The following is a 21,106-nucleotide window of genomic DNA, read 5'->3' on the forward strand; positions in this document are numbered from 1 at the left end:
GAGAGCCTGTCCGGCTCTCTTAAATTGTAAACGGTTAAGCACCTTCTTCAATAACTTCTTCTTCCGTAGCAGCACGATCATATTCAGCCAATACGGCGGCCTGAATTTTTTCACGTGTGGAAGAGGAAATCGGGTGTGCGATATCTCTGAATTCTCCGTCCGGAGTCCGTTTGCTAGGCATCGCTACGAACATCCCGTTATTACCGTCAATGACTCGAATGTCGTGAACGACAAATTCGTTATCGATGGTAATGGAAGCAATAGCTTTCATTCTGCCTTCGGAATTCACCCGGCGAAGTCTGACGTCAGTAATTTGCACCTCTGTGTTCACCACCTTTTTCCATCTAGAAGACTTGAGTAGTAATTCCACATTTTAGTGCAAATTCCTGCTGCCAAACTGAGATTTTTTCTCAATTTTATAAATACTTTATATATTGCAAATTATTCGACATTTACCGCGGCAATGAGCTCTATTTCGACAAGCACATCTTTCGGAAGACGCGCTACTTCAACCGTCGAACGAGCCGGCTTGTGGTCGCCGAAGTACGAAGCATAGATTTCATTCACCTGAGCGAACTGGTTCATGTCTTTGATGAATACGGTAGCCTTCACCACTTGACCGAACGACGAGCCCGCTGCGGCTAAGACCGCTTGCAAATTGCGAAACACTTGATGCGTTTGCTCGGCAATTCCGCCTTGCACGAGTTGGCCGTCCAGGCCGAGCGGAATTTGTCCCGATGTAAACAACAGATTGCCGAATTGAACGGCTTGCGAATACGGACCGATGGCGGCAGGCGCCTGATCGGTTGCAATGGTTTGTAACGCCATAATTTTCACTCCCCGCGAATTTCGCTTTCTTTAAAATAAGTACCTGGCACTACTTTAATTTGACGCGACTTCGGATCTACCACAGAAAGCTTGGCGAGCGAGATATAATCCTCCACCAGGTGCTCTTCCACCTCGCCGGACTCCACAAACACCCCTACGCCTTCCACCGTCGCTTTAAACTCTTGCAGCAAATCCATCATGCCTTGAATCGTTCCGCCTACGCGCATGAAATCGTCGATAATCAGTACTCTCGACTCCTCTTTCAAGGCGCGGCGGGCAAGCGACATCGTCTGAATGCGCTTATTGGACCCCGACACATAGTTGATGCTTACAACCGAGCCCTCCGTCACTTTACTGTCGCGACGAACGATGACCACCGGCAAATTTAAATAAGTGGCGGTCGCATAGGCGAGCGGAATCCCCTTGGTTTCCACGGTCATCACGATGTCGATGTCTCTCTTCGCGAACACGGACGCGAACAGCTTCCCGATTTCGTTCAAGATCATCGGCTGCCCGAGAATGTCGGACATGTACAAATAACCGCCGGGCAAGATGCGCTCGGGCTGTTCCAATTGACGGCACAGCTGGTGAATGAACTGCAGCGCGCCGGCCGCCGTCACTTTCGGTATGTACTGAACGCCTCCGGCTGCTCCCGCGAGCGTCTGCAGCTCGCCGAGGCCCTCCTCTTCGAACACTTCTTTAATAATCGCCAAGTCTTCGCTGATGGAAGATTTGGCCGAATTATAACGATCTGCGAATGTCGTTAATGGAATAAGCGTGTGGGGGCGAATAAGCAAGTATTGGGTCATCTCCACCAATCTTGCGCTTCTTTTTAATTTTTTCAAGAGTGACCCCCCTTTGGCCAGATGCAAAATAACGATCTGCTGAAAATCCGAATGTTATAATCAAAATATATCATCTTTATACGGGTTTAATCAAGATCATCCCGTTAAAATATTGTGACATTTATGTTATGTAACATTACACATTATCAAATTATGTCACTTAAAATTACATCAACATCACGTCAACAAGCGAACCGCATATACGTCTTTGCAAAAACCGCGGAGCCCATTGTAGATCCGAGGCACCTTCGCCTCCTTGGATACTAGCCCGAAGACGGTCGGCCCGCTCCCGGACATGAGCACACCGTCAGCTCCCAAGCGCACCATCACTTCCTTCAGTTGTTTGACTTCCGGGTACAGATCCAGCGTGACCTCCTCGAGCACATTGCCGAGACGGGCGCACAGCTCGTCGAACCGCTTCTCCCGAATCGCGTCCAGCACGCAGGCGGTTGAAGGATGGTTTTTGATTTCGGACGCTTTCAGCTTGCCGTAAATTTCCGAGGTGGACACATTAATCGGGGGCTTGGCCAGCACGACCCAGCACTGCGGAGGCGATTCGATCGGCTCCAGCTTCTCTCCGCGCCCCCGGGCAAGCGCCGTTCCTCCGGTTACGCAGAACGGCACGTCCGATCCCAGCTCGGCGCCAAGCCGCTGAAGCTCTTCGGTCCCTATGCCGAGCTTCCATAGCTTATTCAGGCCGCGCAGCGTCGCCGCCGCATCGCTGCTTCCCCCGGCCAACCCGGCGGATACCGGAATTTTTTTATCCAAATGAATATAAACGCCCTGCCTCACTTCGTAACGTTCCTTAATCAAACGCGCCGCTTGAAACGCTAAGTTCTTCTCATCGAGCGGTATGTAGCCTGCTTGACTGGAAATAATGATCGTATCCCGTGGAAGCTCCTGCATCTCGATACGATCGGCCAAATCCACCATCGTCATGACCATTTCGACTTCATGAAACCCGTCGGCCCGCTTGTACAACACATCCAGGGACAAATTGATTTTTGCCGGCGCTTTCTCGAACACTTTCATAACACACCTTCTTTACACCTGTCTGACTTTTCCTGCCATGAGGCCGAATGCCATTTATGTCATTTAACCTAATACTATACCAAAAAGGAGACAAAAAAAAGCTAAAGCCCGGGTTTCGCGCTTTAGCTTCATGTTTCGACCGTTCGTTATTGTCCTGTATATGGCGAATAGGAAGAGGCGTTCGCCGGAGTGCCGTGCGAAGCCGCGTAATACGGCACATTCTGCACCGGATACGAAGAAACGCCGGCTGCAAAGCCGGACGGTCCGAACGAGACCGGAGGCGGCACGGGCTGCTGCATAGCAGGACGATATGGCGTCTGAACCGCCTGCGCTTGCACCTGCGTCTGCTGGGCAAGCGTTTGCTCCGCGATCTGAATGGCCCGCTTCACCATATTGCCGGCATCCTTCGTGCGAATTCCGCCCCAACCTTCCCGCTGCACCGTTTCATAGAACCCTAAATCTTTGGCCAGCTCATATTTAAATTGTTCCGACATCACGCCTCTGCGGCTTCTACGCCCCATATCCGAAACCCTCCTTCAAAGGATGAATGTTCGAGTTATGAGGTTAGTATGCGCCCGCCGCAGCAAATTCATACGAATGCAACTTTACGTCTCATCCGAACGTCTTAAAAAGCGAAAGGACGAATAAGCGCCGAGTCCGCAGCACACAGCGATTCACATGGATAGGGCTACTAAAGAAAAACGACTGACCACCTAACGATCAACCGTTCCTTATGTAACCTTATTGCTGTATTGTAATCCGTACTTCTCCGTCGTCGTTACATACTGTGACTTCGACAGATTCCGTCAGTATGTCCGCATAACTGTAAGAAACTCGCTTGAAGGTTTGCTGTTCTTGATCCAGCTTCACAATGAAAACGGAAGGGTAGGTTTCCTCCAAGACTCCGGAGCGTTCAACCGTCTTGCGGCGGCCACCATTCGCTCTAAGCATTATCTTCTGTCCGACATGAGGTTCCAAACAACGTTTGATCTCCAATAGCGCATTTTTAGCCATTGACTGCTACCACCTCTTTCCTTCTAGATTATTATAACGCAACATAGGTAGTATGTCAATTTAAGCGAAATATTATATCAGCGTCTTTGATTAGTTGTCAACGATTATTTTCCCTGATTTTATGCGGTTTTACGCTAGGCGCTTCCGTATTCGTTCACCAAATTGTCGAATAAAAAAGAAAAAGCACCATTTCGGCGCTTATTTCGGAGTGGCATATTGAATTTTCGGCACGCCTCTTCGGTAGCTTCCCAGCGATTCGATGCCCCCGATCCCTTCGAGACCGCTGTGCGTCAACCCGATGACATCGACTATGTTTACGGTTTCTTTGATCGGCGTATAAGCTACTTTCACCGCAATGCACAATGGATCAAGCGCATGGATCAAGACGCGGGCCGGCGAGCTGGCAAAGTTCGCTCCCGCCTGCAGCAGCGCTTCAAAGTGCGATTGGCAAGCGCCTGCGACGATCGTTAAGGCATCGAGACTTTTCTCGAACTGCCTGGCGGCTTGAACCGCATTTACGAAGTTATGCGAATTCTTGTAACTGCTAAGCTTGGTAATATCGCCTGCCGGCCGATGCTTTACAAAGCCGTCGTGCCCCGTTATGACCACAATGTCGGGGCGTACCAGCGGAAGCAGCCGATACACCGCATCGGCCATATTCGCCTCGGCTACGTAATACCCTTCGGCGGGAACCCGCAATTCACCGTATAAGTTCATGCACTTGCGCAAATAATTCGGATCGCCGTCCAAATGCAATACTTTGCCTGGCATTTCGAAGTAAACGGGATGTTTGGCCGGCTCCCCCGCCGGCCAGCCGGGCGGCCCTGTCGTCGCCGCCGCCAATCCGTTGCGCGGCATCGTGTCCATCCATTTGGGACGTGTAATTGCTTTATCGAGGTAAGGATCGAGCTGCGGCATCACTTCCAGATCGACAAGGGGTGCATCGGCCAAAAGCCTAAGCTCCACTCCCCGAAGAACCGCCAGCTGTTGCCGGATTTCTTGAATTTTAAAAACGATATCACCACCATACGACTTCCGAGTGACCAGGTCTCCCTGCTTCATGGCTGCATCGCCTCCCCGTCTATCGTATGGCGGTTCTAGGCATTTGGTGCAGACGTTTCGCCCAGGATCGTTATTTGGCGGTTCTTGCCGTCTTCAAGTAATCGGCTAAGCGGTGCGACAACTTTGCATACTCTTCGATCGACAGCGTCTCGCCGCGCCTCGAGGGTGCGATTCCCGCATCCAGCAGCAGACGTTCCAGATCGGGCTTCGATTCTTTATCGAAATATTTGGCCGCCAAGTTGTTGTAAATCGTCTTGCGGCGCTGCACGAAGCTGGCCTGCATGACGTCAAAGAAGAACGCCTCGTCTTCGACTTCCACCGCCGGCTTCTCTCGCACCTTGAGCTTGATGACCGCCGAGTCCACGTTCGGCTGCGGAATGAACACCGTTTGCGGCACGATCGCGACCACTTCCGGTTCGCAATAATACTGTACGGCGATGCTGAGCGAGCCGTATTCCTTGCCTCCGGGCTTTGCCGCCATTCGCTCGGCCACTTCCTTCTGGATCATGACGACAATGTTCTCGAGCGGCAGCCGCTCTTCCAGCAGCTTCATCAGGATCGGGGTCGTCACATAGTAAGGCAGGTTAGCGACAACGCTTACTTTCGATACGTCTTGAAACTTATCCTTGAACAACGCCTGCAGGTCCACCTTGAGTACGTCCCCGTGCACCACTTCGGCCTGCGGATAAGGCGCCAGCGTCTCCTCCAGCATCGGCAGCAGCCGCTGGTCGATCTCGACGGCTACGACTTTGCCCGCACGTTTAGCGAGCTGCTGGGTCAATGCCCCGATGCCCGGACCAATTTCGAGCGCGCCCTTCGTCTCGTCAAGCTCGGCGGCAGAGACAATGTTGTGAAGCACATTCTGATCGATCAGAAAATTTTGTCCGAGGCTTTTCTTGAGCACAAAGCCGTACTTCTGCATCAGTTCCTTGGTTCGCTTCGGCGAAGCGATATCCTCGGACGCTTGTCCGTAACCCGGTTCATTTCCGTTTCGACTCATGACGTGGCACCCTCTTTTTCATTCAATTCCCGACGGGCCGCTTCAAACTCCTCCCGGGAAATTTGAAACATGCGGCAGCGGTTATAAAATTGCTTCCCGTTGCAATAACCGATTCCGAGACGATTGCCCATCGCAAGTCTCCGGGCGGCCGCACGAGGATGCACGATCAGCCCGGCCTCCATCAGATCGTCCCATGTGATAGCTGACTCTTCGTTTCGACCGTCGGTCCTCACGTTGGCCAGTGCCGTGCGAATCGCTTCGACCGATGCGTTCTCGACGCCGATATCGCCCTTGCTTGTCGCCGCCTCCTGCGTCAGGAAGGCATGCTTCGCGCCGGGTACTTCCTTCGTAATAATTTTGCGAATACGCTCCCCGGCATGATCGGGATCCGTGAATACGATTACGCCCCGCCGTTCTTGCGCAAGCTTAATGCGTCGAATAACGTCCGCATTGATCGCCGAACCGCCCGTTTCGATGGTTTCCGCTTCTACCGCTCGTTTAATGGCTACCGTATCGTCCTTACCTTCCACTACGATAATTTCTTTAATCATGTGCACGTACCTTCCTTCGTGAACAAGAGAAAAAGAAGAGGGACGCCTCACGAGCACCTCTTCTTATCTGCCGATCTATATATAATGAATGTAGTCTTTCCGAATTGCAAGCGCCTAATCCGCCGACGGTTTTTTGGGACCGATAATGTATACCGTATAACCGCGCTTCGTACCGAAACGAGTTGCATAGTCACCGTTCTCGAAAAAGACGTCGATCTTGTTCCCTTTCACAGCGCTGCCTGTATCTTCGGCTCGGCGGAAGCCGACGCCCTCGATATAGACCCACCAGCCGATCGGGATCACTTTAGGATCGACTGCAATCGTGCGACCTTCCGTTACCTTCGCGCCCGAAGAAGTTACGCCGTATTGCGGATGACTTTCATCCTTGCCGGTGGATGACACCCCCGCCGAATAAGCGGTTAGCGTAACGTTTTTGATTACTTGCTTGTAGCCGAATTTGACGCCGTTCTTGGTCAACTCCTCGACGTTCGGCGATGAAGAGGACAGAACGACAACCGGATTTTTCGTCCCGACGGCCACAATGCGTTGTTTGCTCTCGGTTTGTACTTGCTGATCCACGACCTGCTCCGACACAAGCACGCCGTCTTCATACACTTTCTCCAGCTTCTTCACAAGGAGGCCCTTCTGACCTTCCTGCAATACTTGCTCTTTGCCCTTTAACAATTGGGGCTCGCTCTTGGTTACTGTATCGAATGCGATCGGTTCTTGCACATCTGCTGTTTCTTTCGTCACGCGGACAACCTTCAGTTCCGCATGAGGGCTTACTTCCGTTTCCTTAGCCGGAATGACTTTATCGAGCTCGCCCACAGGGACGTTCAAATCCTGCAGAGCGGCCTCTACCGTCTTGCCAACCGTGTAAACTGTCTTCGTCTCGCCGTCGGCGGTTAATTGCACCGGCGTCGTATGCGTGATCGCAATGCGGTCGCCCGATTTCACCTTTGCATCCAGCGCATGGGAAATACGGTCGTTCTCGCTTACTGCGATTCCTTGCTCATCCAGTACTCGTTGCAGTACCTCTTCCCGGGTTTGGAACGTGCGTTCCTGTCCGTCTACAACGATCGATACGCGCTTAATGGCCGTACCGTGCAACATCATCAAGAACATGAAAGTCATAGCGAATGAAATGAGAGCGATAATCGAAATCATACGCAAGTTTTCATGCGTCCATCGCAACGCGAAGGTCATGCTGGATGATCGTCTTACATGGGTTTGCCCTGGTGTTTCAGCGCCCACTTGTTCGGTCCTCCTTAAAGCCTCGCCATTCGAGTGTTATGCATGATAAGATTCTGACGCGACTATGGTAAATTGTTTGATTGCCATTACCAACGTTTGTGCTGCTGACATCAGAGTATCCACTTGCCTGCCGTATTCACCCCCCTCGGGTGTAAAGAGTAGCCAGCTTGGACACGAATCCCTTTTACGGGAAACACAAAAAAAAGTCAGCGGAGAAGAGGAACCTTCCCGTGACTTTTCTCATTTTGTCCAAATGAAAATAAAAGCACACGACAATGCGTTACCTCTCTCTAGACGCTTACGAGGTTAGCTGACGGATTCGGACTTGAGAGTCGCCCTACCCCGGGACAGTTGCCCGCCCCAGAGATTCACCCCTAAAAAACACCTTGGCAATCATGAATGGACCGCCGCGATGTGGTTCCCCCGTTTTCCTTTCGGAAACTCAGCGATGTTGGAATTCTGGTAATCGTATGAAGTTATTATTGAGTGTACGACGCGAGGGGTTTGGTTGTAAAGTATACAAACGTATAAAAAAAGAACGGTTTTTACCCATTTTCGTTTAAATATACTCATTACGCGAATAAAATACATCTATCTCTCATTCGCACGAACCGATTTAGCTGTTTTCTTTATTTTTCTCGATTCGCTATAAGTAACAGCGTTTATGCAAGCGTTTCCCAGAGCCCGACACACTCACTTTAAACGAAAAAGTTCCATCGCATTTCGAGTCGTCGCTTCGGCTAATTGCTCGATCGAAATGCCCTTGATTTCGGCCGCCGTTTCGGCGACAAGACGGACGTAAGCGGACTCGTTTCGCTTGCCCCGATATGGATGCGGAGTTAAATAAGGCGCATCGGTTTCAATCAAAAGCCGGTCCATCGGCACCTTCTCGAGTACCTCTTTCGGTTGCTTGGCATTTTTGAAAGTTACTGGGCCGCCGAAAGAAATGTAAAAATTCATATCGAGACACATTTTGGCCGTCTCCCAGCTGCCGGAGTAACAATGCATCACGCCGCCGACCTCCGCCGCTTTCTCCTCGCGCAGCGTTTGTACGACGTCTTGATGCGCATCGCGGTTATGGATCGCAATCGGCAGGCCGACCCTGCGGGCCAGACGAATTTGTTCGCGGAATACCCGATTCTGTACGTCTTTCGGCGACGTATCCCAATGGTAATCAAGCCCGATTTCGCCGATGGCAACCACTTTCTCGTGACGACACAACGATTCGATCCAGGCGAGATCTTCTTCCCTCATATCTTTGGCTTCCGTCGGATGCCAGCCCACCGTCGAGTAGATGAAATCGTACTGCTCAGCCAGCGCCAAGGAGCTTGGAATCGTCTCCCGATTAAATCCAATATTCACGATTCGACTTATTCCGTTGTCTCTTGCGCGCGCAATCACCTCGTGTCGGTCTTCATCGAATTGCGGCGCATTCAGGTGTGCATGTGTGTCGATTAGCATAACGTTTTCTCCTTCATCTTCTATATGTCGTTTAAGATCTTAGCAGCTTCCGAATTTCTTTATCCAAAGCTGGAAGATGTTTCAATACGAGTTCCTGCGGGTAATACAGGTGGTATTTTCCGTTCTGGATCCCGCTGATCGAACGCACGATTTCGGATTTTCGCGAGATTTCCGTCAACGTGTCGTGCGCATCGAGCAATAAAATCGGCAGTTTCTCATCCTGTTCGCCCGGCCGGTACACATCGTAGGATTGATCGGACGGGAAATCGACTTCCAGGTAATAGGAGGGATCTAATCCTAGATTGCCCATTTTTTCACGAAGCCGTTCCAGCATGCCGACGTCCATAATTTCCAGCGTTACATATTTGAATAAACGCCGCTGCAAGAAGCGTGAGCACAAATCAGCCAACACCGCATCCTCTTCCATCGTCCATTGCATCAGCACCGTTTGCATCAACGCTTCATCCAGCAAATGGTATTCTTCCGTGGTCAGCCGATTGCCGAACAAGCTGGGCAGCGGTTCGAGCAGAAAGTGGAACGGATACCCTTCTTCAAACAGTTGTTTGGCTCTTTGAAAAATTTTATGCAGGACGACTTCCGCGCTTCGGGTAACCGGATGGAAGTACACTTGCCAATACATCTGGTATCGGGACATCAAATAATCCTCAACGGCGTGCATCCCGCTTTCCTTAACTACGATATGTCCTTGATACGGCCGCATCACGCGCAAAATTCGCTCCAGATCGAAGGTGCCGTAATTTACGCCGGTGAAATAAGCATCGCGCAGCAGGTAATCCATCCGGTCCGCGTCCAGCTGACTCGAGACGAGGCTGACGACGATTTCTTGCTGGTACGTCTTGGCAATAACGCCCGCTACCTGCTGCGGGAACGTCGGAGAAACGCGTTTCAGCACTTCGTTGACTTCCGTGTTGCCGAGTACGATTCGGCATGACCAATCCTCATGGTGAGTCCCGAACGTTTTCTCAATCGAATGCGAGAAGGGACCGTGTCCGACATCATGCAGAAGCGCCGCGCACAAGCATAACAGACGTTCTTCTCTCGGCCAATCTTCATATTGATTACGCTCGAACTGCGAGATGATTTTGCGTGTTACTTCATAAACACCCAGCGAATGCGAGAACCGGCTATGCTCGGCGCCGTGAAAGGTGAGAAAACACGTTCCCAGCTGACGGATGCGGCGCAGCCGTTGAAATTCCCGGGTATTGATGAGATCCCAGATCGTCTGATCCTGGACATAGATATACTTGTGAACCGGATCTTTAAACACTTTTTCTTCTTCCATCGGTTGTTGCATGGTATCCCTCCTCGCAATTTGCAGATTTTGATCGACAATATTCCGCCAAAACATTGAAAATTGTCGAATGTTGTCGATTTATTTATTCCAAATTTTTGTTTCGACACGGCATATAGATTTACATTTTATGGATATATAAAGAGACTTTTGGTAAGTAAAACCAACATTTTGGCTCTACTAGTAGCGTTATTCTATTCCATGTTATACTAATCTAGCAGCCAGGTCCATAAATTGTCACTTGGTGTTGCATTTTTAGGTTGACTATTTTGGGAATGGTTGGTATCATAGGTTTAAAGAATTATGTCGAAACATGACGATTATTTTCATTCCGCTTCGCATTCATTCTAAAATAAACAACTTCTGGAGAGGGGAATTTTATTATTATGATGAAATCAACTGGTATCGTAAGAAAAGTCGACGAACTTGGTCGTGTTGTTATTCCAATCGAATTGCGCAGAACGCTTGGCATTGGCGAGAAGGATGCTTTGGAAATTTATGTAGACGGCGAGCGCATCATGTTGAAGAAATATGAGCCGGCCTGTATCTTCTGCGGAAACGCCGAGAACGTCTCTTATTTCAAAGGAAAAATTGTTTGTCACGAATGTTTATCTGAAATGCCAATACCTGTGACAAAATAAAAAAAATAGGTTATAATATAAATAGCAATATTAACTATGGTAATTCTAACCTTTTTCATATCTCCTCTATATCCCTGATTCGAGCTTGCCCCGAATCAGGGTATTTTTTTGTGCCGATCAACCTTGATGCAGCAAATTATACAATTCGCGTTTCGGAACGCCGCGCTCCTGCGCAGCCCTCCTAAGCGCTTCCTTATGGTCCAGCCCGTCCGCTTCGTATCGGGCCACATGCTCCTCAGGCGAGAGGCCGGTCCACCACGCCGTCTCCTCCGGGATTCCCCCGTCACCCGCCCCGCCGCGAACGATGAAGCAGTATTCACCCTGCGGCGGATGGTCAACCAAATAGGCGAGGCATTCGCGGATCGTACCGCGGACGGCTTCCTCATATTTTTTCGTTAGCTCCCGGGTCAGGCAAACCTCCCGTTCTTCGCCAAGAACTTCCGCCATCCGCGTCAGCGTCTTCACAATCCGGTGAGGCGATTCATAACCGATCACTGTAGCCGCTTCCCGTCTCCAGGTGGCAAGCTCCTGTTCCATCGGTTTGGCGTCACGCGGCGGGAACCCGACGAACAGAAACCGCTCCGTCGGCAAGCCCGACATGATTAAAGCGGACAACGCCGCGTTCGCTCCCGGAATCGGGACCACCGCAATGCCCGCCTCAATCGCCAGTCTGGCTAAATCGGCCCCAGGGTCGCAAATGGCGGGCAGCCCCGCATCGCTGACCAGCGCGATATCGTCTCCGCTCTCCATGAGCCGGATGAGCTCCGGCCCGCTGGCATGTTTGTTATGCTCATGATAACTGACAAGCCGTGTGCTGATGTCGAAGTGCGTCAGCAGCTTTCGCGTCTGGCGCGTATCCTCCGCCGCGATCCACCGAACCTCCTGCAAAATCCGGACAGCCCGGTACGTCATGTCCTCGAGATTGCCGATCGGCGTGCCGACCAAGTACAGTTTTCCCTTGCCGGACTCGTTATTATAGCTTTTTTGAATGTTCACGCGCATCGATTCCTTCTATTAATAAGTGTCCGGATTATGATCCAGCGTCAGCCGACGACCAAAGTATACGTCCATCAGTTCGTCGCTGTATTCGTTCTGATTTTTGTAAACGATCAGCGGGGGCAGCGTGCGAATTTCCGGCTTCCCATCGCGCATTCCCTCAATCAGCACCATGTTGGCTTCATGGTCCGCCCGCGGATGCACGAAACGAATCCGTTTCGGTTCCAGACGGTACTCCCGCATTAACGTACAAATCTCGACCAGCCGGCTCGGCCGATGCACCATCGCTACCTTGCCCCCGGTTCGGACCAGCCGGCTGCTGACACGAATGACGTCTTCCAACGTGCAGAACAGCTCATGGCGTGCGGCGGCTACATGCTCATTGATGTTTTGTTCGCCATTAGGAACAGGCAAATAGGGCGGATTGACCGTCACGGCATCGAACAGTCCGTGTCCAATCTCCTGAACGGCGCTGCGCAGGTCGCCCTGCCTGATATCGATTTGTGCGTCCAGCCGATTCAGCTTGACGTTCCGCTGCGCCATCTCTGCCAGCCGCGGCTGAATTTCAACGGCCGTAATGTGCGCCCGCGTTCGAGTCGTCAACAGCAACGGAATAACACCGTTCCCGGTGCAAAGATCTATCATACGCCCGCGAGTCGGTACCGAGCAAAACCTTGCGAGCAGCACCGCATCCAGGGAAAAGCTGAAAACATCCTCGCTTTGGATAATTTTCAAATCTTGCGTCAGCAAATCATCGATGCGCTCACGCTCATATACAGGTACGGATTGTTCCAAGTGACAACTCCTCTTTCTTCCAAAAAAACCGTAGAGAAGTCAATCCTCCCTACGGCTAGTGTTCTTATTTATTTAGAAACGACATGCAGAACAAACAATCGCCCTCGGTCCGTAAATGACCGTAGTTTACATTGCAAATATGAAAGCCTTCATGGTAAATCCGAGTTAAATTATCGAGACCTTCACCGGTAACCTCTTTTATCCTCGCCGCTTCCTCCTCCGAGGAAGCCGGATCCGCAAGAGCCGGTGCGGCATCTTTCTTTAACAGCTTGCGCAGCTGACTGTTTTCTATACCGAGTCGTTTGTTTTCTTCCAATAGCTCGATAATTTGTTGTTTGATTTGACCGAGCTCCGCATACAACGTGCCCACTTGCTCTTCCATTTGATCGATTTGAATGAAAATGTCCCTTTTCACCACGATTGCCATCACCTCAGAGAGAGCCGTTCCCTTATCCGTGATACTCCACCACATCATCTAATGGGAGATCCATCACTTTCTTAAGCTCAAACACTTGTACCTTCGCCATCCGTTCCGCCACATTCATCGAAATCAGGCGGCCGTTGCCGAACGATGTAATCACTTCGCTGCCTACACGGGGCAGATCGTCTTTGGCGCTTTCATAGTTATCGTGCTCGTACTTCAAGCAGCACATCAAGCGACCGCATAGACCGGATATTTTGGTCGGATTGAGCGACAAGTTCTGATCCTTCGCCATCTTGATCGATACCGGCTCGAAATCGCCAAGAAACGACGAACAGCATAAAATTCTGCCGCAAGGGCCGATGCCGCCGAGCATCTTCGCTTCATCGCGAACGCCAATTTGGCGAAGTTCGATCCGCGTACGAAACACACTGGCCAAATCTTTAACCAATTCCCTGAAATCGACACGGCCTTCCGCCGTAAAATAAAAGATGATTTTGTTGCGATCAAATGTATATTCAACGTCAACCAACTTCATCCGGAGCTGGTGATCCTTGATCTTGTCCTGGCAAACGGCAAACGCGTTCTTCGCCGCTAGTTTATTGTCCTCCACAAGCTTCGCGTCCTGATGGTCGGCGATGCGTATAACCTTCTTGAGCGGCAACACGACATCCGATTCGCCCACGGTTCTGCGACCGATGACGACTTTCCCGTATTCCACGCCGCGCGCCGTCTCCACGATAACTGCGCTATCTTGGTCGACCGGCAAATCGCTCGGGTCGAAGTAATAAATTTTACCCGCTTTCTTAAAGCGGACTCCCACAACAGAGAACAATCCTACACCCCCTTAAGCTGCATTATTATATGTTCCAGCGCAAGCTGGGGATTGGCATGAAACCGCAATCGTTTCTGAGTCTCAATCGCTTGATCCAGGCACGCGATCCAGTGTTGGGGCGGCCGGCTTAACGCCTCTTTGGCCATCCACTCCGTTTGGTCGGAGAAGACGATCCCTTCACGGCGGCCCGTACCCAGCTGGACCATGTCTTTGAGCCACAGAATCAGCATATCCAACCAAAGCGAAAGCCGATCGCCGAGCTCGCCTTTCGACAGCTTCTGTTGTGCGGTCAGAAGCGCGACAGGCAGCCGAGTCAAGCTTTCTCTAGTCAATTGTATCACTAGGTTTCGAATTTCTGCAAACCCATTTCCTTGAATCATTGCGCGCGCGGCTTGCGGTCCCGCCGCCAATCGGACGGCGATCTGGACGAGCACCGGAGAATGGCCTTCCTTCAGCAGCAAATCCTGCATTTGCTGACGCATCATCGGCACGAAAGGAACCCATTGCGAGCGCGAGCGTATCGTCGGCAGCAGCGCTTGCCCGTTATCCGTAATGAGTACCGCAACCACCTGCGACGATGGCTCTTCCAGAAATTTCAGCAGGCTGTTGGCCGCTTGCGTCGTCATTTTGTCCGCGTCTTCCAGCACGTACATCTTCAAGCCCGATACGGTGGACCGGTACGCAAACTGCTTCTGCAGCTCGCGGATTTGTTCGATTTTGATCGAGGCGCCGTCCGGCTTCAGCCAGTGGAGGTCCGGATGGTTGCCATGGGCCACTTTACGGCAGTCGAGGCATTCGCCGCAGGCATCGTCAGGCAGCACCTTGCAGTACAACGCCATCGCGAACGCTTTCGCCATTTCACGGCGTCCGGAGCCGCTCGGCCCGGTAAATATATAGGCATGCGACACTTTATCGGTTCGAATGCTGTTTTGCAGCATGCGCTTAACCCGTTCTTGTCCTACAATCGCTTGAAACGACATGACGCTCTTTGTTCCTTTCCCTATATCAAGCGAAATCCGCAGCCGTCGTTAATTAGAAAAATAAATTAATGAGCATGCCGCGAATTTCTCCAATCTTCTGCAGCAAATCAATGCGACCTTCTTCGGTCGACAGCATATCGTCGGCTAGCCCCAGCAGCTCCTGATCGACTTCTTCAAGCAGCTTATACCGCTTGGATCGGCCGCGCCTGTCCCATCCCCGCGTCTCGCGAAGCTGAACGCCGCGCCGCACCGTCTCCTCCAGAAAATGCTTCACCATCAGCTTGTACTGCCGAAGCTCGCGCACCGTCATCGACTTGGCCAAACGCTGGCCTTGCTGATCGATTTGAGCCAGCATGCGCTGAAGCTGTTCCCGGGTGGCCCGCTCGGATTGATGCTGCATCATGTCATGAAACGACTTTTGCTGAAGCTGCTGGGACGACGTATTCTCGTTGCGAATCCATTCACTGCCGACGGGACGCCATCCCGGGTTAATTTTCACGATGGGCGTACCTCTCTTCTAGAAGTGTTCAAAACGTTCGACCGGCAGCACGAAAACGGCGGCTCCTCCCACTTGAACCTCGACGGGGAACGGGATGTATGAATCGGTTGTTCCTCCCATCGGGGAAACCGGGGTTACCATCTGCTCCCTAATTTTGCAGTTAGCTTTAATGACTTGCAGCGCTTCGTTCACACGATCGTCTTCGGTCCCAATCAAAAACGTCGTGTTTCCGGCCCGAAGGAAGCCCCCCGTACTAGCCAGCTTCGTCGCACGAAACCCTGCTTTAATCAGCGCGTTCGATAAACGGTTGCTATCTTTATCCTGGACGACGGCAATCACCAATTTCATACATCCAGCCTCCTTTAACAAGGATTCTTATCCGCGTTCTCTATATATAATTAGACAAACCTTTGTTAAATTCCTTCTTATCTCATCATACTCGATTCCGCAGCGTTTGGTTCACGATTTGTCGGATCTGCTCCGCAACTTTATCGGGCGTTTGTTCCGCATCGATACGGCGGACGCGCTCCGGGTAACGCCGCAGCACTTCGCGATACCCCTCTCTTACAAGCTCGTGAAACCGCATCTCCTCGAGATCGAGACGGTTCACTTCCCGGCTCCAATCGGCGCGAATCCGGCCGAGGCCTACCTCCGGGCTAACATCCAGGAATAGAGTCAGATCGGGCATCCAATCCCCGATCGCAAAGCGATTCACTTCGAGCACTTCATCTACGCCGAGCCCGCGCGCATGCCCTTGATAGGCCAGGCTGCTGTCGATAAAACGGTCGCACACGACAACCTTGCCCGATTGCAGCGCGGGAATCACTTTTTCCGTTAAATGCTGACGACGCGCCGCGGCGTAAAGCAGTGCTTCCGTACGCTTGTCCATGGCGGTGTTCTTCGTATCCAGCACGACCGCGCGGATTTGCTCGGCAATGGGAATCCCCCCGGGCTCACGTGTCGAAATCGTTTCATATCCGAGTTCCTCGACGGTACTCACTATAGCTTCGATGGCCGATGTTTTGCCTGCGCCCTCTCCGCCTTCCACCGTGATGAAATAACCTGTTTTCAACTTTATGTCCCCTGTCCTGCTAAGTAAGATGTTGGAGCCCGCTGTATACGTTACTTCGATGATACATAAACCGGCACCGTCTTTCGTCCCGACACATCATATCCTTGAAAACGAGCCCCTGCTGCGGCAAGACGCCTCAGTTCCGCCGACACTCGCTTTCCAATATACTCACCCGGATATAAGAGCGGGATTCCCGGCGGATACGGTACGATCATTTCGGCGGCTATCCTGCCCTCACAGCGCTCCAACGGTACGTGGCTTACGTCCGGCTCCTCCCTGTGCAGGGACTCTATCGTAAAAGAGACCGGCTGTCCGATCAGGTCTTGCCGCTCGTGCGGCGAATTTGAAGCCTCGGGGCAATCGTACGACTCGGATTGATGCCTCCCTATGTCGGGCTGGGCTCGCCCGTTTCCTTTGCTTGCCGCTAATCCGGCCTCGATGTCCTTCAGCGCTCCCAGCAACCGCTGCGCTTCTTGGTGCTGCCCGGTCAGACCGAAAGCGAGAACGACACGTTCCGGGTCAGCCATTTCCGCGTAACAGCCGCGCCGCTCCAACTGCTCCTTTAGCTCGAAACCGCTCAAGATTCCATAGGAATCCTCAAGCACCATTTTAAAAGGGTCACACCTCCTGCTCGTCCCGTTCGGTTCGACCGTTCGCCATCTTTGATTCTTTTGCAGTTCGATCTTCAGACTGTTAATAGCCTTTAACCCTTCATCTATAGCTTGAAACCCTTGCTCCTGCAGCCAGTCACGGCTCAAATCCAGGCTGCCCATGATCGGATAGGAAGGACTCGAGCTTTGCAGCATGGCAAGAGCTTGACGCAGAGCCTTCCGGTTGATCCGATCTCCCTGCACATGCAGCATCGAACCCATCGTCATCGCCGTCAGCATCTTATGCGTCGATTGCACGACCACATCCGCGCCTGCCGACAACGCCGAGAGCGGCAGCTCCGGGTGAAAGCCGAAGTGAGCGCCGTGCGCCTCATCGACGAGCAGCAGCTTGTCCTGCGCATGCAGCAGGTCGGCCAGCGGCTTCAAATCGGCGCTTACTCCGTAATAAGTAGGGCAGGTTACCAATAAGCCTTGGGCTTCGGGATACCGACGGAGCGCTTCTTCAACGTCCTGCCTTTGCAAGCCGGTAAACAGCCCGCTGGCCGGATCTTGCCGCGGCGTTATAAATACAGCCTTGATCCCCGCCAGCATCAGTCCGTGAATCACTGACTTGTGGGCATCCCGCTGTACAAGCAACAGCTCTCCGGGACGGCAGGCCGCTAAGATCGCCGCTTGATTGCCGACCGTGCTGCCGCCTACGAGAAAGAACGTCTCGTCCGCCCCGAAGCAGGACGCTGCCAGACGCTGCGCCTCTAGAATCGCCGCCTCGGGATGATGCAGGTCATCCGTTCCCGGGAGCTCCGTCACATCGAGAGCCAATATCGGCCCGTAATACGACGCGGCCTCCTCGTAAGCTTCCGCCTTGCCCTTATGTCCGGGTACATGAAAGCGGCTTGTATGTAAATGATCGTAAGTCCGCATGGCTTCAAATAACGGACGTTTCCGTTCCGACACGTGCGACACGCCTCATTTCTAACCAGAATCACATGGATAGCAGTATTGTACCAAACTAAAAAGCCCGCTTCCATCCCTTCTTGAGACAAAGGAGCTTTGGACACGGGCAAACCTACCGATTACGCATTCTTTTTATATAAAATTTGTTTCATCTGATGAATAAAGAAGGGATACTTCACGTCGCTGACATCCGTTCGAACCATCTCCGTCTCGCACTCTTCGCAAATGAATTCAGTAATAATCATGATGCCATTTGCCTTTTCTTGTCCGCAAATAATGCAAGAGGCTGTATAGTCGTTCTGCAACGATTCATTCATGCAGTGTTCACCTCTATTCTTCTTTTCTATCAGTATGTCCTATTCTCTCAAGAATAAACGGTTATGAACTATTTTTATGTCAAAAGAGCTCATCCGGTGCACCCTATCTTCAAATTTGTTGCTCCATGACCGATAATAGTAATACTGAAATATTAGTTAATCGGCGAGGATGAACGTGATACGATGAACAACGACCGGACCCTATCCAAAGATTCGACGATTTACAACTATCGTTTGTTACGTAGAGTTCACCACAAGGCCGTCCATCATTATGCTTACTGGCTGCTGACCGTTCTGGCTTGGATCTACGCGCTGCTACACATTGAACTGCTGTCTTTCGCCGTTGTCCTCTTCGGAATTCCGCTGGTGCATGCCGTATTTCTACACACCCTTCACCGCACGAAGGAAGGACAGGCTCCAAAGGCATGGCGCTGGTCGTTCCGAATGCCTTGGTTCGGGTATACCCCCGGCAATTACATCGCGCTGGCTAAAGTCCTCCGGCTTCATAATCAATTGTTTTGGATCGTCTTGTTAATTTTAGCTTGTTTCTATCCGTGGCTGTCGACCGATGTGCTGCTGTTTGCGATGTTTTATCACGTATGGCTGCTTCTGCCGCGCCTTATGATCATCTTTATATTTCGCAAATACAAGTCTAGCGGATTATTGAAAATCAATCCTCACGACACGTCCTGTTATACCCAATAATAGGACGTGTTTTTCTATTCCAGTATATAGCGTAAAACAAAGAACCCTAGCTCATCCATGAGGACTGGCTAGGGTTCTGTTATTCCCTGAAAACTGGATACGAAACTTAGCATGCTGAATGCTTTTATTGGGGCCCACGCAAAGTAATCGGAATCAGCTTCGTCAGCTTCACGTCACTTTGTGGGGATAGCATATGCTTCCGAAGCAGTTTCCTTCGGAAACTTGTAGGATAAGCCCTCGACCGATTAGTATTCGTCAGCTCCACACGTTGCCGCGCTTCCACCCCGAACCTATCAACCTCGTCGTCTACAAGGGGTCTTACTAATTGGGAAATCTCATCTTGAGGGGGGCTTCACGCTTAGATGCTTTCAGCGCTTATCCCGTCCGTACTTGGCTATCCAGCCGTGCTCCTGGCGGAACAACTGGTACACCAGCGGTACGTCCATCCCGGTCCTCTCGTACTAAGGACAGCTCCTCTCAAATTTCCTGCGCCCACGACAGATAGGGACCGAACTGTCTCACGACGTTCTGAACCCAGCTCGCGTACCGCTTTAATGGGCGAACAGCCCAACCCTTGGGACCTACTTCAGCCCCAGGATGCGATGAGCCGACATCGAGGTGCCAAACCTCCCCGTCGATGTGGACTCTTGGGGGAGATAAGCCTGTTATCCCCAGGGTAGCTTTTATCCGTTGAGCGATGGCCCTTCCATGCGGTACCACCGGATCACTAAGCCCGACTTTCGTCCCTGCTCGACCTGTTTGTCTCGCAGTCAAGCTCCCTTATGCCTTTGCACTCTTCGAATGATTTCCAACCATTCTGAGGGAACCTTGGGGCGCCTCCGTTACTCTTTAGGAGGCGACCGCCCCAGTCAAACTGCCCACCTGACACTGTCCCCGTACCGGTTCACGGTACCAGGTTAGAACTCCGATACGATCAGGGTGGTATCCCAACGGCGCCTCCACCCACGCTGGCGCGCAGGCTTCCCAGGCTCCCACCTATCCTGTACAGATCGTACCAAAGTCCAATATCAAGCTGCAGTAAAGCTCCATGGGGTCTTTCCGTCTTGTCGCGGGTAACCTGCATCTTCACAGGTATTAAAATTTCACCGGATCTCTCGTCGAGACAGCGCCCAAGTCGTTACGCCATTCGTGCGGGTCAGAATTTACCTGACAAGGAATTTCGCTACCTTAGGACCGTTATAGTTACGGCCGCCGTTTACTGGGGCTTCGGTTCACAGCTTCGGGTTGCCCCTAACCGCTCCCCTTAACCTTCCAGCACCGGGCAGGCGTCAGCCCGTATACTTCGCCTTGCGGCTTCGCACAGACCTGTGTTTTTGCTAAACAGTCGCTTGGGCCTTTTCACTGCGGCCCCCTCGGGCTATTCACCCTACCGAGGCACCCCTTCTCCCGAAGTTACGGGGTCATTTTGCCGAGTTCCTTAACGAGAGTTCTTCCGAGCGCCTTAGCATGCTCTGCTCGCCTACCTGTGTCGGTTTGCGGTACGGGCACCTTCTCCCTGGCTAGAGGCTTTTCTTGGCAGCCTGAACTCATGACCTTCGGTACTTAAATTTCCCTCCCCATCACAGCCCAGCCTTACGGTGTGCGGATTTGCCTGCACACCAGCCTCACTGCTTGGACTGAGCAATCCATAGCCCAGCGTCACTATCCTTCTGCGTCACCCCATTGCTCATAACGGTTCACGGTGGTACAGGAATTTCAACCTGTTGTCCTTCGACTACGCCTTTCGGCCTCGCCTTAGGTCCCGACTTACCCTGAGCGGACGAACCTTCCTCAGGAACCCTTAGGCTTACGGCGGATCAGATTCTCACTGATCTTTTCGTTACTCATACCGGCATTCTCACTTGTATGCAGTCCACCAGTCCTCACGATCCAGCTTCTACCCGCATACAACGCTCCCCTA

At 51.8% G+C, this 21,106-nt stretch carries 23 protein-coding genes, 1 rRNA gene, 1 pseudogene and 1 riboswitch; of the genes and pseudogenes, 2 read left to right on the top strand and 23 right to left on the bottom strand.

Annotated features, from left to right (window positions below; genetic code table 11):
• Positions 1-34 precede the first annotated feature (34 nt).
• The 12 genes and pseudogenes from spoVG to PVA01S_RS23965 all read right to left on the bottom strand — a co-directional run bounded on the left by spoVG (position 35) and on the right by PVA01S_RS23965 (position 10,362).
• A complete protein-coding gene (gene spoVG, locus PVA01S_RS23910) occupies positions 35-319 on the bottom strand; it encodes a septation regulator SpoVG (protein ID WP_127610130.1) in 285 nt (94 codons plus the stop codon).
• Positions 320-441: 122 nt separating this feature from the next.
• Positions 442-828 (bottom strand): RidA family protein, encoded by a 387-nt coding sequence (locus tag PVA01S_RS23915; RefSeq protein WP_155615569.1) that lies wholly within the window; start codon positions 826-828, stop codon positions 442-444.
• A gap of 5 nt (positions 829-833) precedes the next feature.
• Entirely contained in the window at positions 834-1,673 is an 840-nt protein-coding gene (gene purR / locus PVA01S_RS23920) for a pur operon repressor (protein ID WP_127610132.1), read from the bottom strand.
• A 177-nt stretch (positions 1,674-1,850) separates the two neighbouring features.
• On the bottom strand, positions 1,851-2,705 hold the full coding sequence (gene ispE, locus PVA01S_RS23925; RefSeq protein ID WP_127610134.1) for a 4-(cytidine 5'-diphospho)-2-C-methyl-D-erythritol kinase: 855 nt from the start codon (positions 2,703-2,705) through the stop codon (positions 1,851-1,853).
• Between the two features lie 344 nt (positions 2,706-3,049).
• Positions 3,050-3,226 (bottom strand): annotated as a pseudogene (locus PVA01S_RS23930) (small, acid-soluble spore protein, alpha/beta type); the annotation flags it as partial.
• Positions 3,227-3,446: 220 nt separating this feature from the next.
• The gene (gene veg, locus PVA01S_RS23935; RefSeq protein WP_054797919.1) at positions 3,447-3,719 is read right to left on the bottom strand and encodes a biofilm formation stimulator Veg; all 273 of its coding nucleotides are present in this window, start codon (positions 3,717-3,719) and stop codon (positions 3,447-3,449) included.
• Between the two features lie 198 nt (positions 3,720-3,917).
• Entirely contained in the window at positions 3,918-4,781 is an 864-nt protein-coding gene (gene yabG / locus PVA01S_RS23940; protein ID WP_054797918.1) for a sporulation peptidase YabG, read from the bottom strand.
• A gap of 70 nt (positions 4,782-4,851) precedes the next feature.
• Positions 4,852-5,781, bottom strand: coding sequence for a 16S rRNA (adenine(1518)-N(6)/adenine(1519)-N(6))-dimethyltransferase RsmA (rsmA, locus tag PVA01S_RS23945; protein WP_127610136.1), 930 nt, complete (start codon positions 5,779-5,781; stop codon positions 4,852-4,854).
• Positions 5,778-6,332: a ribonuclease M5 gene (gene rnmV, locus PVA01S_RS23950; RefSeq protein ID WP_127610138.1), complete on the bottom strand. Its 555-nt coding sequence runs from the start codon at positions 6,330-6,332 to the stop codon at positions 5,778-5,780. The genes rsmA and rnmV overlap by 4 nt, the downstream gene beginning before the upstream one ends.
• Before the next feature lie 114 nt (positions 6,333-6,446).
• Complete coding sequence (locus PVA01S_RS23955; protein ID WP_127610156.1) at positions 6,447-7,538, bottom strand: 3D domain-containing protein; 1,092 nt, start codon at positions 7,536-7,538, stop codon at positions 6,447-6,449.
• Positions 7,539-7,865: 327 nt separating this feature from the next.
• Positions 7,866-8,044, bottom strand: a riboswitch (cyclic di-AMP (ydaO/yuaA leader).
• 235 nt (positions 8,045-8,279) lie between these two features.
• The gene (locus PVA01S_RS23960) at positions 8,280-9,047 is read right to left on the bottom strand and encodes a TatD family hydrolase (RefSeq protein WP_054797916.1); all 768 of its coding nucleotides are present in this window, start codon (positions 9,045-9,047) and stop codon (positions 8,280-8,282) included.
• A gap of 31 nt (positions 9,048-9,078) precedes the next feature.
• Complete coding sequence (locus PVA01S_RS23965) at positions 9,079-10,362, bottom strand: HD domain-containing protein (protein WP_127610140.1); 1,284 nt, start codon at positions 10,360-10,362, stop codon at positions 9,079-9,081.
• 383 nt (positions 10,363-10,745) lie between these two features.
• Here PVA01S_RS23965 and PVA01S_RS23970 point away from each other — a divergent pair, with 383 nt between their 5' ends.
• Entirely contained in the window at positions 10,746-11,000 is a 255-nt protein-coding gene (locus PVA01S_RS23970) for an AbrB/MazE/SpoVT family DNA-binding domain-containing protein (RefSeq protein WP_010501678.1), read from the top strand.
• A 117-nt stretch (positions 11,001-11,117) separates the two neighbouring features.
• Here the strand turns inward: PVA01S_RS23970 and rsmI are convergent, their stop codons facing one another.
• From rsmI to PVA01S_RS24020, 10 genes are all read right to left on the bottom strand, one after another.
• Entirely contained in the window at positions 11,118-12,002 is an 885-nt protein-coding gene (rsmI, locus tag PVA01S_RS23975) for a 16S rRNA (cytidine(1402)-2'-O)-methyltransferase (protein WP_155615568.1), read from the bottom strand.
• 12 nt (positions 12,003-12,014) lie between these two features.
• The gene (locus tag PVA01S_RS23980) at positions 12,015-12,791 is read right to left on the bottom strand and encodes a tRNA1(Val) (adenine(37)-N6)-methyltransferase (RefSeq protein ID WP_054797915.1); all 777 of its coding nucleotides are present in this window, start codon (positions 12,789-12,791) and stop codon (positions 12,015-12,017) included.
• A 64-nt stretch (positions 12,792-12,855) separates the two neighbouring features.
• Positions 12,856-13,209 carry a DNA replication initiation control protein YabA gene (gene yabA, locus PVA01S_RS23985; protein ID WP_054797925.1) on the bottom strand — a complete coding sequence of 118 codons (354 nt, stop codon included), beginning with the start codon at positions 13,207-13,209 and terminating at the stop codon, positions 12,856-12,858.
• 31 nt (positions 13,210-13,240) lie between these two features.
• Complete coding sequence (locus tag PVA01S_RS23990) at positions 13,241-14,047, bottom strand: PSP1 domain-containing protein (RefSeq protein WP_127610144.1); 807 nt, start codon at positions 14,045-14,047, stop codon at positions 13,241-13,243.
• A gap of 2 nt (positions 14,048-14,049) precedes the next feature.
• Complete coding sequence (gene holB, locus PVA01S_RS23995) at positions 14,050-15,027, bottom strand: DNA polymerase III subunit delta' (protein ID WP_054797913.1); 978 nt, start codon at positions 15,025-15,027, stop codon at positions 14,050-14,052.
• A 52-nt stretch (positions 15,028-15,079) separates the two neighbouring features.
• Positions 15,080-15,526, bottom strand: coding sequence for a YaaR family protein (locus tag PVA01S_RS24000; RefSeq protein WP_054797912.1), 447 nt, complete (start codon positions 15,524-15,526; stop codon positions 15,080-15,082).
• A gap of 18 nt (positions 15,527-15,544) precedes the next feature.
• Entirely contained in the window at positions 15,545-15,874 is a 330-nt protein-coding gene (locus PVA01S_RS24005; RefSeq protein ID WP_054797911.1) for a cyclic-di-AMP receptor, read from the bottom strand.
• Between the two features lie 85 nt (positions 15,875-15,959).
• Positions 15,960-16,598 (bottom strand): dTMP kinase, encoded by a 639-nt coding sequence (tmk, locus tag PVA01S_RS24010; RefSeq protein ID WP_127610146.1) that lies wholly within the window; start codon positions 16,596-16,598, stop codon positions 15,960-15,962.
• A 50-nt stretch (positions 16,599-16,648) separates the two neighbouring features.
• Positions 16,649-18,163: an aminotransferase class I/II-fold pyridoxal phosphate-dependent enzyme gene (locus PVA01S_RS24015; protein WP_127610148.1), complete on the bottom strand. Its 1,515-nt coding sequence runs from the start codon at positions 18,161-18,163 to the stop codon at positions 16,649-16,651.
• A 119-nt stretch (positions 18,164-18,282) separates the two neighbouring features.
• On the bottom strand, positions 18,283-18,480 hold the full coding sequence (locus PVA01S_RS24020; RefSeq protein ID WP_127610150.1) for a sigma factor G inhibitor Gin: 198 nt from the start codon (positions 18,478-18,480) through the stop codon (positions 18,283-18,285).
• Between the two features lie 183 nt (positions 18,481-18,663).
• Between PVA01S_RS24020 and PVA01S_RS24025 the strand changes: the two genes are divergently transcribed.
• Positions 18,664-19,185 (top strand): hypothetical protein, encoded by a 522-nt coding sequence (locus PVA01S_RS24025; protein WP_127610152.1) that lies wholly within the window; start codon positions 18,664-18,666, stop codon positions 19,183-19,185.
• Between the two features lie 225 nt (positions 19,186-19,410).
• On the opposite strand, the gene PVA01S_RS24030 is transcribed toward PVA01S_RS24025, so the two are convergent.
• A 23S ribosomal RNA gene (locus PVA01S_RS24030) occupies positions 19,411-21,106 on the bottom strand; the annotation flags it as partial.

The sequence above is a fragment of the Paenibacillus validus NBRC 15382 genome, assembly GCF_004000985.1.
Classification (GTDB): Bacteria; Bacillota; Bacilli; order Paenibacillales; family NBRC-103111; genus Paenibacillus_G; species Paenibacillus_G validus.